11 protein-coding genes are annotated in these 12,770 nt (G+C 52.8%); 3 read left to right on the forward strand and 8 right to left on the reverse strand.

What is annotated here, in order from left to right:
- Positions 1 to 69: 69 nt before the first annotated feature.
- Together NP589_RS08595 and NP589_RS08600 are read left to right on the forward strand one after the other, a co-directional pair.
- Positions 70 to 1,554 (forward strand): leucyl aminopeptidase, encoded by a 1,485-nt coding sequence (locus tag NP589_RS08595; protein WP_256606611.1) that lies wholly within the window; start codon positions 70 to 72, stop codon positions 1,552 to 1,554.
- A 76-nt stretch (positions 1,555 to 1,630) separates the two neighbouring features.
- A complete protein-coding gene (locus tag NP589_RS08600; protein ID WP_256606612.1) occupies positions 1,631 to 2,086 on the forward strand; it encodes a DNA polymerase III subunit chi in 456 nt (151 codons plus the stop codon).
- Between the two features lie 13 nt (positions 2,087 to 2,099).
- Here NP589_RS08600 and NP589_RS08605 read toward each other — a convergent pair whose 3' ends face one another.
- The 4 genes from NP589_RS08605 to NP589_RS08620 all read right to left on the reverse strand — a co-directional run bounded on the left by NP589_RS08605 (position 2,100) and on the right by NP589_RS08620 (position 6,321).
- Complete coding sequence (locus NP589_RS08605) at positions 2,100 to 2,735, reverse strand: FMN-binding negative transcriptional regulator (RefSeq protein WP_256606613.1); 636 nt, start codon at positions 2,733 to 2,735, stop codon at positions 2,100 to 2,102.
- 752 nt (positions 2,736 to 3,487) lie between these two features.
- Positions 3,488 to 3,838 carry a hypothetical protein gene (locus NP589_RS08610; RefSeq protein WP_256606614.1) on the reverse strand — a complete coding sequence of 117 codons (351 nt, stop codon included), beginning with the start codon at positions 3,836 to 3,838 and terminating at the stop codon, positions 3,488 to 3,490.
- A 634-nt stretch (positions 3,839 to 4,472) separates the two neighbouring features.
- Positions 4,473 to 4,994, reverse strand: coding sequence for a YcxB family protein (locus NP589_RS08615; protein ID WP_256606615.1), 522 nt, complete (start codon positions 4,992 to 4,994; stop codon positions 4,473 to 4,475).
- Positions 4,995 to 5,019: 25 nt separating this feature from the next.
- Positions 5,020 to 6,321, reverse strand: a complete 1,302-nt coding sequence (locus NP589_RS08620; protein ID WP_256606616.1) for an NAD(P)/FAD-dependent oxidoreductase — start codon at positions 6,319 to 6,321, stop codon at positions 5,020 to 5,022.
- 385 nt (positions 6,322 to 6,706) lie between these two features.
- Between NP589_RS08620 and NP589_RS08625 the strand changes: the two genes are divergently transcribed.
- Entirely contained in the window at positions 6,707 to 7,207 is a 501-nt protein-coding gene (locus tag NP589_RS08625; RefSeq protein ID WP_256606617.1) for a septal ring lytic transglycosylase RlpA family protein, read from the forward strand.
- A 119-nt stretch (positions 7,208 to 7,326) separates the two neighbouring features.
- Here NP589_RS08625 and NP589_RS08630 read toward each other — a convergent pair whose 3' ends face one another.
- From NP589_RS08630 to guaA, 4 genes are all read right to left on the reverse strand, one after another.
- Positions 7,327 to 7,998, reverse strand: a complete 672-nt coding sequence (locus tag NP589_RS08630; RefSeq protein WP_256606618.1) for a hypothetical protein — start codon at positions 7,996 to 7,998, stop codon at positions 7,327 to 7,329.
- 368 nt (positions 7,999 to 8,366) lie between these two features.
- Entirely contained in the window at positions 8,367 to 9,311 is a 945-nt protein-coding gene (locus NP589_RS08635) for a FecR family protein (RefSeq protein ID WP_256606619.1), read from the reverse strand.
- A 144-nt stretch (positions 9,312 to 9,455) separates the two neighbouring features.
- A complete protein-coding gene (locus NP589_RS08640; RefSeq protein WP_256606620.1) occupies positions 9,456 to 9,962 on the reverse strand; it encodes an RNA polymerase sigma factor in 507 nt (168 codons plus the stop codon).
- Positions 9,963 to 11,125: 1,163 nt separating this feature from the next.
- Positions 11,126 to 12,712: a glutamine-hydrolyzing GMP synthase gene (gene guaA / locus NP589_RS08645; protein WP_256606621.1), complete on the reverse strand. Its 1,587-nt coding sequence runs from the start codon at positions 12,710 to 12,712 to the stop codon at positions 11,126 to 11,128.
- Positions 12,713 to 12,770: the final 58 nt, after the last annotated feature.

The raw sequence follows: 12,770 nt of genomic DNA on the forward strand, positions 1-12,770 counted from the left end.
GTATAATCGAACCACAGACCGCTGCACCCGGCGCAAACCCTCAATCCCAGACACATACAGACTATTCTCATGGACTATTCTATAGAAAGCTCACCCTTAGACAAACTGCAAAGCGACTGTCTGCTGGTCGGAATCTACGAAAATCAACAACTCAGCCCGGCGGCAACTCAGCTGGACAGCCTGTTTGGCGGCTTGCTGACTAAACTCATCGGCCGCGGCGACATCAAAGGCAAAAATGCCGAAACCCTGCTGATTAACAATCTGCCCGACGGCAATATCGCCCGTATCGTGTTGCTCGGGTTTGGCGAGCGCGGCAAGGTCACGCGCAAGCAATACCGTAAAGCCCTGGCTGCTGCGATCAAAACCGTCAAGGACAGCAAAGTCAGCGCCGCCAGCTGCGCGCTGCTGGACATAGACGTCAACGGCGCGGACAGCCAATGGAAAGCCCGGCAAGTCGTCGAGGTATTTAACGACGGCTTGTACCAATACAGCGCCACCAAAAAAGTCGACGACAAAAATCCGCTGCAACGCTTAGCCGTTGTCGCCGATGACAGCCAAAAAGCTCTTGCCGAAACCGGTCTGCAACAAGGCATCGCTATCGCTAAAGGCATGGAGTTGGCCAAACACTTGGCGGATCTGCCCGGCAATATCTGCACGCCCACGCATCTGGCCGAACAAGCCCTGGCTCTGGCCGGAGAGCACGACAAACTGAATTGCGAGATTTTGGAAGAAAGTGACATGGAAGCGCTGGGCATGGGTTCCTTCCTGTCCGTATCGCGCGGCAGTCGCCAGCCAGCCAAATTGATTTGCCTGGATTACCAAGGCGGCGACAGCAACGCCAAACCTATCGTCTTGATCGGCAAAGGCCTGACTTTCGACGCCGGCGGCATTTCCTTGAAGCCCGGCTTGGGCATGGACGAAATGAAATACGATATGTGCGGCGGGGCCAGCGTGTTAGGTTTGATGCGCATGGCGACAACGTTGAATCTGAAGCTGAACATCGTCGGCTTGATTCCGGCCTCGGAAAACCTGCCGGATGGCGCAGCCAACAAACCCGGCGACATCTGGACCAGCATGTCCGGCAAAACCATCGAAATCTTGAACACCGATGCCGAAGGCCGTTTGATTTTGTGCGACACGCTCACCTACGCCAAAAAATACAATCCGGATGTCGTGATCGACATGGCAACGCTGACCGGCGCAGTCATCGTCGCCTTGGGCCGGGTGCCGAGCGGCTTGTTCGGTAATGACGACAAACTTTGCAACGACCTACTTAGCGCCGGCGACACCGCCTGCGATCTGGTTTGGCGCATGCCGGTCTGGGAAGAATATCAGGAGCAATTAAAATCCAACTTCGCCGACCTGGCCAACATCGGCGGCCCGGACGGAGGCAGCATTACCGCGGCGGTATTTTTATCAAAATTTGCCGAAGAATACCGTTGGGCGCATATCGACATCGCCGGCACCGCCTGGCGCACCGGCGCCAACAAGGGCGCAACCGGCCGGCCGGTGCCCTTAGTCAGCCAGTATCTGTTAAACCGCGCCTCGGCTTAACGCCGGGCGCAAGAGGGGCTTTCGCGGCGATCCATGATCAAGGGCGAAAGCCCCCTTCTTTCCGACTTAAAACGACATGACCGAACCCAGTCATTCGCCAGCCCTCCCCGAAGTCAGCTTCTACGTGCTGGCGACGCACGACCAGCAGCAACGCCAGGACTTCGCCTGCAAGTTGATCGAGAAAATCTACCGTAGCGGCCACTTTCCTTATGTCATGACCGATTCGGCGGAACAAGCCGAGCAAATCGACAAAGCCTTATGGACGTTTCGGGCCGGCAGTTTCATTCCCCACCAAATCTATCGCGGCGAAACCCCGGCCTTTACCGGCACCATCCTGATCGGCAGCGAACACATCCCGGACGGCTGGCAAAAAATCGTCGTCAATCTCTCAAGTCTTTACCCACCGACCACGGCCCCGACCGAACGCATTCTGGAAATATTGGATAACAGCGAAGAGTGTAAGCAGGCGGGCCGGCAGCGTTACCGGCATTACCAACAAGCCGAGTTGGCGATCACTACCCACAAAATGTAGGACACGCCGCTAATCACTCGGTGCCATGCGACTGCACCAGCAGCGCCATTTGATTTTGCGCATCCGAGGCCTCTGAGCGCAAGCCCTGGATGACCGATTGCTGATTCTGGTGTGGCTGGTTTTGGCTGACCTTCCACTTGCCTTGCCAACGTTTAATCTGCAGGTTAATCCCGACGATGTTGCCCAGCAGCTTTTCGGTGAATTCAGCGGGCGCATCCGTAACCCGCCAGGGGTGCGTCTGCGAGGCCTCGTGCTTATCGGTTAGTTCGGTGATGATTTGCAGCACTTGCGCGGGGTCGTGGGTGGCGGTGAGCGTACAGTGAGCATGGACAACCGCGTAGTTCCAGGTAGGCACCACCTTGCCTGTTTCGGGTTTGCTGGCGTACCAGTTGGGCGAAATGTAAGTCGAGGGGCCTTGGAAGACAACTAACAACTCTTGTTCAGATTCAATTTGCCACAGCGGATTGCTTTTAGCGACGTGGCCGATAAACTTGCCAAGGCTGTCGGGACTAGCTTCATACATCAGCGGGATATGGTCGGCACTCAGGCCATCAGCGCCATGGCAAATCAGCGTTGCCAACGGAAACCGCTCGATAAGGCCGACCAGTGCGGCGGGGTTGTCTTCTTTAAAGTGGGCAGGACAATACATGGGGTTTGAAGGCAGCCTATTAATAGTAAAGGTTCAATCCGTCACCGGAAGTAGGAGTATCGTAGCCTCGATGCAGCGCAAGCGGAATCGAGGGCATCGGCTACCGATCATCAAACTAACATCGACAATTAAACGGAGTTGGCCTCCGAAACCTCGATTCCATCGAGGCTACTCGCTAATCGTACCTACGGGCTATCGTGAAATCGGGATGGTTTTGTTCCCGTATGCTGCGCCGAGCACCGGAGCTTTTGAACGGAATAGCCCGCAGGGGCGATGCATGGATGCATCGCGTTGGCGAAGGGGCAGGAAGCCCCTTTCGGCAACCCCGTTCAAAAGCGAGGAGCGCAGGGAATAAGCAGCATCCGGGTCGCTTTTTCTTTGGATACTTTCTTTTGGCGATGCAAAAGAAAGTATCTCGGCTGTCGGGCCGAAACCCGACATTAAAACCAACAGTCGCGTTAGCGACACCAAACGCGAAGGCCTATTGACTGCGTGGGCACAAAAACCGTGCCCACCCTACATGGCTTTCTTTTGGCCAAGCAAAAGAAAGTATCGCGGTTGTCGGTCCGCGAACCGACATTAAAACCAGCCGTCGCCTTAGCGACCCAAAACACGAAAGCCTATGAACCGCGTGGGCACAAAAACCGTGCGCACCCTATATGGCTCGTATCGTAGCCCCGATTAGCGAAGCGTGATCGGGAGAAAGAGGTCAATCTTGCGTACGATTACGGTTCCCTAATCGTACCTACGGGCTAAATCTCCCCCCGCATTCTCTTGAGTAACTCTTGACCCGTCTCCACGTTGAAACCCTCGACTGAAGAGGCTGCGAAGTCACTGGCTTTTGCAATCTCAGTTAGGTAAACATGGATTCTATGATCCTCAATATGATCAAGATCGACTCCTTCCTCGAAAGCAATGAAAGACAATATTTCATTCGCCAATGCCACACCTTCTTCTGTTGGCATGCTCGACTCACTGTCATGAAAATAATCTTTTTTTGATTCGCTGGGCAGCCCGGCTTGCTTAAGTGCCCTTAGGCAGTAATACAAAGCCTCTCTCGCGATTCTTCTTGGCCTACTCTCAACTATTGCAAGGATATCCATGTTGAAACCTCAATCTACAGTTCAACTGCGTCAAATAAGTGGCGAGGGAGGGTTTCGATTATGAACTCCTCAGACATTACATGCGCCTTGTCTTGTACTGCTACAGATCTAAGCATGCCTGCGACTGGCGATCCAGGAATAACATACAAAATAGGTCTGAAATCTCGCGGTTCTGCAGCTGCGACGATTTCTAGGATTTCTCGATGTTGATCGGACGTTATAGCGCCAATTCTGAGCTTTATATCTGCACCCCGCTGGAGCCCCGCCCGATTTTGAATAATCTTTGCGGAATGCCGGTCGCCTGCCTGTACCTCTTTATGCAGATTCCAATAAATTTCGCGCGGACTTGAAGTCGGGGGAACGGAATTGTACGGATTTAACCGTGATTGCGGGTCAAAATATGGAGCGCACCATATGTAATGTAGCTTTCCGTAATAGCTCTGATTTATCTGAAATGAGAGCCAAGTACAGCATGAGTAGAAAATAGATTTCGTGTTCACGTCTAGAATCTCGCGACCAAAATTCGTAAATATGTCATTACTGTTTCTTGATCTGTAACAATTAATCAAATAGCTTCCGTATATCGCCCAAGTTTGTAAGGTATACGAAACGTCAGCAAAAACTGCCAGAGCGCTCACCCCGCCCTCTCAATCATCCCCTCAGCCTGCTTAGCAAACGCCTTCAAATCCCCCTTCTTGACCGTCGCTCGCGGAATCACGATCGCCGCATCGATGTCCACATAGATGTAAACATAATCTTTATGTTTTTCCACCCGCAACATGTCTTTCCAGGGGGTTTTGCTTTTGCCGCCGGGGGCGCGTTCTTGCAGGAATTCCGGCTCGATGCTCAGCCAGTGGATACCGAACAGGGCTTTTTTTTCCGCTTCAGTGTATTTATCGAAAAACTGCCGGCGCAAATCCATTTTCATGATAAACGGCGAGGCGAACGACCAGGCCAGCGCCAGGATGGTGATGTAGGCGGTGGTGGTCATATCCACGTAATACACGTAATAAAACAAGCCGATGGCCATCATCACGCCGGGCGCGAAGATGCGGTTTTGGCGGATTTTTTTCTGCATTTCCGGGTCTTTTTTCAGCCTTTCCTCATTAAAGTGGACCAGGTCTTCTTCGCGGAATTCGTATTCAATTTCTAACATGTCTATCGCTCGGTGGAGTTGTGGGTTAGTGCATTTTCATTTTGGCGTGGGTACTGCGCCGGAACACGTTGGATAAGGTCAACATGGCGGTGCGGAAGTAGCCGTGGATGGCGACTTGGTGCATTTTGTACAAGGACAAATACACGCCATAGGCAATCAAGCCACCGACACTGACCGTGCCCATCAAACTGCCCATCAAGCTGCCGACCGTGCTGAATTTACCCAGCGACACCAGCGAACCGTAGTCGCGATAAACAAATTTCGCCGCCGGTTTGCCTTTCAGGCGGTTGACGATGGTTTTGGCCACCGTGGAAGCCATCTGGTGGGCGGACTGGGCTCGCGGCGGCACGTTACCGCCGTGGCCGACCCATTCGCAGGCGGCGCAGTCGCCGATGGCAAAAATGTTGGGGTCGCTGGTTTGCAAGGTCTGATCGACCACCAATTGATTGATGTGATTGGATTCCAAACCGTCCAGATTTTTCATCCAGTCCGGCGCCTTGATGCCGGCAGCCCAGACTTTTAAATCCGCATCGAAGACTTCGCCGTCGTAGGTGTGGACTTCGGTTTCAGTCACTTCCGTAACTTTACGGCCCAGTTTTAACTGGATGCCCAGCTTGATCAATTGCTCCTGGGTAGCTTGCGACAGGCGCGGCGGCAGGGCCGGCAGCAATTGGGTGGCGGCTTCGATGATGGTGATGTTGACGTCTATCGAGCCTTCCAGGCCATAGGTGGCCAGCAATTTGGTCACTTCGTGCAGCTCGGCGGACAGTTCCACACCAGTGGCGCCGGCGCCAATGATGACAATCGACAACGGCTTGTCGCGTTGGCGGCTTTGATTGGCGTAGGATTGAATGTAATAGGTCTCGACCAGTTGTTTTTGAAAGCGGAAGGCTTCCTTGGTGGTATCAATGAAGCGGCAGTATTTATCAACGCCCTTGATACCAAAGGTATTGCTGACACTGCCGACCGCCATTACCAAGGTATCGTATTTGAAGCGGCGTTGCGGGATGATCTCTTCGCCTTTTTTATTGGTAATCGCGCTGACGATGATTTCCTTGCCTACCCGATCCAAACCTTCCATTTTGCCGAACAGGAAACGGAAGTGGTTGCTGTGCGCCTGAGCTAGGTATTCGATTTCCTCGGCCTCGGCCAAGGTGCCTGACGCCACTTCGTGCAGCAAGGGCTTCCAGATATGGGTTGAAGCGGCATCCAGTAAGGTCACTTCCGCCTTGCCGGCTTTGCCCAGTTTGTGCCCCAGTTCCGTGGCCAACTCCAGCCCCGCCGCGCCGCCGCCGACAATCAAGATTTTATGTAATTCACCCGCCATGTATCTTCCCCTCAAGTGCAGTTTGCCGCGTCGGCAAACAAAGAAATCGCTATCCCGGCCTTAGTTGTCTATTTCCTGATGCCGGCATTATAACTAAACCTGTCCGGGCTGGCCGATTTTGACGGGATGGACGCGCGTCGGTTGCGGTCTGTTATTAACCCGGCCCTTATATTCCCTGGACTCGTCATTCCCGCGAAGGCGGGAATCTAGGATAGCCGCTGGACTCCCGCCTGCGCGGGAGCGACGATATTTAGGGGCCGGGTTAATAGCCTGAAGCCTGTAAAGGTGCTGGCAAAGCGAACGGATTTTAACGAGAACTTCAAATTATGATTAGATATTGTCTGCGCTGCGGCGCTATATAAAGTTCGCACTGTGGAGCTATCGAATGCCGCGAAACCAACTAGTCCAGATGCTTGGCAATCCAGGCCTTTTGCTGGTTTTACTCGGCCTGCTGGCGGGCTGCGCATCGGAGCCGCCGCGAGCTCGCATGCCGGCCCAACTGCCTACATATCAAAGCAACGCTGCTTACAACAGGCCTTACACTGTTAAAGGCGTCACTTATTACCCGCTGGCATCGGCGAATGGTTATCGGGAAACCGGCCTGGCTTCCTGGTATGGCGCGGAATCGGGCAATCGCACCGCCGACGGCAGCCGTTTCGATCCGCAGGGCTTTTCGGCGGCGCATAGAACCTTGCCGATACCGTCGAAAGTCCGCGTCACCAATTTGCGCAATGGCCGCTATGTGGATGTGCTGATTAATGACAGAGGTCCGTTCAGTCCGAATCGATTGATCGATCTATCGCAAGGCGCGGCCAAGCAAATCGGCATGCGCGGGATGACAGAAGTGGAGGTTAATTATCTGACAGCCCCGTCCGATGTTGAATAAGGATGGGCAGTGAGGCGAGTGTTGGCTGGCGCAGTTGCGCGACCAAACCCGGTCGAAACAATTGGCCAGCCAGAGTCCGCAAACCCGCACCTAAAAGACAGGAACGGGTTTGCAAACCTTTAATCCACTACAGCGAGTAAGGCCGGTGTTTGCCGTTTGGTAAGCCTAAACAGCGCAAACATCGATCCAAATAACCAGAATGCGCCGGGAAGCGGTACGACTTGAACAGCCTGATTGTTGAGGTTAGGGGCAAAATCGGAAATTTGCCCAAAACCGCCAGCCAGAGTACCATCGCGCGGCCAGAGATTCCAGGTGTAGTCGGTCTTGGCGAAACCGTTAGACGGCAACAGACTACCAGCAATATCGGCAATCAGTTGCTTACCCTGAATCGTGGCGGTACCGGCAGCCAAAACGGTACTGCCAGAGGTAGGCGCCAATAGATTCACCGCGCCGCTCCCGTCTATATTAAAACGCACTACCGAATCAAACAGCACATTCGGTAAACCATTCGCCGTAAACCGCCCGGTACCGGCACCGCGATCAAAGCCCCAAATGTAGAAGCCGGACGGCGAGCCGCCAACGTTACCGGCAAATGTGCTTTCGAAATGAAAAATGTCGCTGGCCGGGTTGTAAGTGACCGACGCGCTGATCACATCCAGATCGCCGGTCTTACTGCCGAAATAAGTTGCCAGATAATCACCGGCAGCGTCATTAACAACACTGGCGTCAGCTTGCGTCGCACCGATCAACAATACGGCGGCAATTACTGTTTTTGCAATGTTTAATCTCATACTTCCATCCTCTGTCGATAAGATCAATAAGGTGCAACTAACCAGCGGCAAGCCTCCGGTTAGCTGCGGTTTTTGTTCCACAAGAACATTTGCTGTTGCGTCGGCATTGACCAAATGCCTATTGCGAATGCGGCCGCGCCTTGAGGCAACTTAGGGGCATCGCTCAAAGTGAACTGCATTCGGAGGTGAATTCCGCCAAGCAGTCGCCAGGTTCACTGTGTTTGAAATTTATTTTTCGGCCGATTGCTCGGCGGATAATTTGAGCGATGAACTGACGACAACTTTCAAGCGGGTCAAAACGGCAATTTGCCGGAGGCGTTAAACGCCGCCGATACCGCACGTAACGGACCTATCTATCAACTCGTCGCTTAGCGGTGCAGCACGATTAGATATTCGCCAAACCGGGTGGAACGCAATTGCAGAGAGGTTTCCAAGGCCGCCAGCACCGACAGGGCTTGGTCGGTACGAAACACACCATTGACGCGGCGTTGGGCAAGTTCGGCATCGTTGATAAGCAAAAAACCGCGATGATAGCGGTTCAACTCGGCAACCACTTCGCCCAAGGGCCGATTCTCGAAGACCAGTTTGCCGCGCTGCCAGGCGGTAACGGTCTGGCTATCGATGTTTTGCAAATTGCCCAGCCCGGATTCGGCGCTGTAGCTGATTTGCTGGCCCTCGACGACTACGGTATGCAGTGCTTTGCCGTCGGCTTGTTCCAGGTCTACCGCCACGCTATGTTGAGTAACGCTGACTTCGGTCTGCCCGTCACGCAGCCGCACGTTAAAGGCCGTACCTAGAGCGGTGACACTGCCATGCTCGGTATTTACCCGAAACGGCCTGGCTGTGTCCGGGCTGACTTCAAACCAGGCCTCACCTTGCAGCAAGGTTAATTGCCGCTGTGCGCCGTCGATATTTACATCCAATGCGCTATTGCTGTTCAAATGCACCGTCGAGCCATCGCTAAGATGTACGTCACGCCGCTCGCCGAAACCGGTATGAAAATCGGCGCGCAATATTGTCCACAAAGGATTAAACAACCACAGGGCCAGACAGCCGCCCACCAATGCAGGCAGCGCCCACTGCCATGACCGAAAGACTGGTTTGGGTTTGCGTATGGCTGGAATCTCTATTCTTGGCGCTACAGAATCCAGCACTCCCCATAATTCGCGCAACTGCTCATAAGCCTGACGATGCAAGGGATCAGCGGCCAACCAGCGGCTAAACTCGGCCTGTTCAGTCGCGCTAAGTTTGCCGCTATCCAGCCTGATCCACCAGTCGCGGGCTGCGGCTTTAATCTCGGCGGAGACTTTCATTGCCTATATCCGTTTAGAGCCGACATAGAGCAACGCGTCCCGCCAGATGAGCGATAAAGGCTAAAGATTGTCATCGGGAGCAATTCAGGGTTGGTGGCTTGCCATTATAGGACGCATAACCCGGTGAAAACAGGAGTGAATCGGCTAAAGATCGTCGAGTTCTTGCAAGGCGGCTAAAGCATTGCGCAAATGTTTTTCCACCATATTGCGGGATATGCCCAAACGTTGGGCGATTTCCGCATGACTGAGCTCCTCGAACTTGCGCAGCACGAAAACCGTCCGGCATTTGGCGGGCAGGCTATCGACCGCCGCAACCAAACGGTCCAAACGCTCGCGCGCCAGATTGATTTGCTCAGGATCGATGCCGTCGCTTACCAGCAAGGATGCGTCAACAGCATCGTCGTTTTCTAAGTACTGATTACGAGTATTCCGGCGGCGTTCGTAATCGGTAGCCAGATTGGCGGCAATGCGATGCAGCAAGGCGCGCGGGTTATCGGCCTGTTGCCACAAATTGCCGGCAAACATACGCTGGTAAGTTTCCTGCACGATGTCGGCGGCGGTATCCAGACAGCCACAGCGTCTAAACATGACCCGGCGCAATTCCTCGTCGTAAGTCTCAATCAGGCGGGAGATGTGGAGAGCATTGCTCATGGTTAGGGTATGCGGTTTTGGTGTCGACAAACGGGCGAACAACCAAGATTCATGCCAGAGCAGTGCGATACCGGTATTTAGGGCATTTAGCGGTAAATTGATCAATATTGCCGAAGCTGGACGGCCTTAGTAATGCGGGATATGCCCTGCTTATGAAAGTTATTTAACATAGTTAATTAAAATCTACCGCAGCGGTAGTACTTAAATTCGAGCAAGAACGAGCAACAGCAACACGATTGAGGTTAAACGTATGTAATACATTTAAAACTGTAATCGTATACTTCCATCCCTGTAGCGATGCCCTTACAACCGCCTACACGATCCAGGCCAACTCAAACTGCGACTGTGTCGGAAATAAGACAAAAACCTGAACGGGAATATAGCTTTTGGAGCTAACTGTCTGACAGGCAACTAAGTTATGGTGTTATCCACAAAAGCTGTGGATAACATTGTGGATAAAAAGTTTTTCCTCGCTCTAAATGCCTAATTTTTGGGGCCTTTGCTTAGATTGACTCAATTTTAGACAAGAGTTTATATAATTTAAAATCAATAACTTACATAACAATATGCTGGCATTGGAGCCTCCAGCCAGACGTTCTTTGGCCGCTGGCAGTGTCAAGTAGTTTTTTGTGAATAATTAAAATTAATCCCTTGCATTTTTGCCCAAATACTCTAGCCGTTTTCCACCTAAAAACATTCCAAATGTGCCTGCCATCATTCATGCAACTGTCATCAAATACCTATCAATTCCTACACCAAACGCGAGCTGTTTATTCTGTGGCTTTAACCAACGTTAACATCGCCAACAAATCCTGAATGGGCAGCGCAATTACGAAAAACTCAAGAAAAGGGGATGTCAACATGGACAAGGCGATACAAAGCCATGCCAGCTAAACCCCGAGCGCAACAATTGCTGGTTGCTATGAGAATTGACGACATTTGTCAGTAAGGACTAATGAGTGGTTAAGCAGCGTTTTTGTTAACCTCACCTCGGCGCAGCTAACAAAATTGTTCACACATCGCAAAAAAAAACCGATAGTCAAAACCATTGACTATCGGCTTGGGAGAAACAATGAATAAGCTATTACACGGAGCAAATTTTCACGCCCCGCGACAGCAATGACCGGAAGCCATTTTCAAAGTTCCATTTTAATTTGAAGTTACTACTCCCACTCTATCGTCGCGGGCGGTTTGCCGGAAATATCGTAGGTGACGCGGGAAATGCCGGGTACTTCGTTGATGATTCGACGTGAGATCAAATCCAGGAAGTCGTAAGGCAGATGCGCCCAGCGGGCGGTCATAAAATCGATGGTTTCTACGGCGCGTATCGCAATCACGTAGTCGTATTTGCGCCCGTCACCCATAACACCCACCGATTTGACCGGCAGGAACACCGCGAAGGCCTGGCTGACTTTGTGGTACAAGTCGTGCCGATACAGCTCTTCGATAAAAATCGCATCGGCCTGACGCAGTAAATCGGCGTATGGTTTTTTTACTTCGCCGAGGATGCGCACGCCCAGGCCCGGACCGGGAAACGGGTGGCGGTGGATCATATCGGCCGGCAAGCCGAGTTCCAGTCCGAGCTTACGCACTTCGTCCTTAAATAGTTCGCGCAGGGGTTCGACCAGTTTCAACTTCATGTTTTCCGGTAGGCCACCGACGTTGTGATGCGATTTGATTAGATGTGCCTTGCCACTTTTGGCGCCGGCTGATTCGATGACGTCAGGATATATGGTGCCTTGTGCCAGCCATTTGGCGTCGGTGAGTTTGCCGGCTTCTTCGTCGAAGATTTCCACGAACAGGCCGCCGATGATTTTGCGCTTTTGTTCGGGGTCGTTAACGCCGGCTAAGGCTGCCATGTAGCGCGCTTCGGCATCGACACGTATCACCTTGATGCCCATATGCTGCGCGAACATAGCCATGACCTGATCTCCTTCGTGCAAACGCAGCAAGCCGGTGTCGACGAATACGCAGGTCAGTTGCTCGCCGATAGCGCGATGCAGCAAAGCCGCCACCACCGAGGAATCGACGCCGCCGGATAGGCCCAAAATCACTTGGTCGCTGCCGACTTTTTCGCGGACCGCCTTGATGCTGTCTTCGATGATATTGCTGGCATTCCACAAGGCTTGGCAGCCGCAGATTTCCAAAACAAAACGGCTCAAAATCCGCCCGCCCTGTTTGGTGTGGGTCACTTCCGGATGGAATTGCAGCGCGTAGAAATTTTTGTCTTCGTCGGCGATACCGGCGATCGGCGCGCCGTCGGAACTGGCGATCAGTTTGAAACCGGTTGGCAATTCGACGACGCGGTCGCCGTGACTCATCCACACATCCAATAAGCCGAAACCTTCCGGCGAGGCATGGTCTTCTATGTTTAGTAACAATTTGGAATGGCCGCGAGCGCGAATCTGCGCGTAGCCGAATTCGCGGTGATCGGACGATTCCACTCTGCCGCCCAACTGCTCGGCCATGGTTTGCATGCCGTAGCAAATCCCTAGTACCGGCACGCCCAACTCAAAAACGATTTGCGGCGCGCGCGGGGTGTCGCTGCTGGTCACCGTTTCCGGGCCGCCTGACAGGATAATGCCTTTGGGTGCAAAGTTTTTGACCTCGTCAGCGTTGCAATCACAGGAATAGATTTCGCAATACACGCCAATTTCGCGGATACGGCGGGCAATCAATTGGGTGTATTGCGAACCGAAGTCGAGAATCAGGATCTTGTCGGAGTGGATGTTGGTCGCGTGGGATGACATGACGGGAAACCTTTCAAAAATGTAGGGTGGGCTGACTAGCATACCCACCGAAAAATCT

It is taken from the genome of Methylomonas rosea (assembly GCF_024505055.1).
Classification (GTDB): domain Bacteria; phylum Pseudomonadota; class Gammaproteobacteria; order Methylococcales; family Methylomonadaceae; genus Methylomonas; species Methylomonas rosea.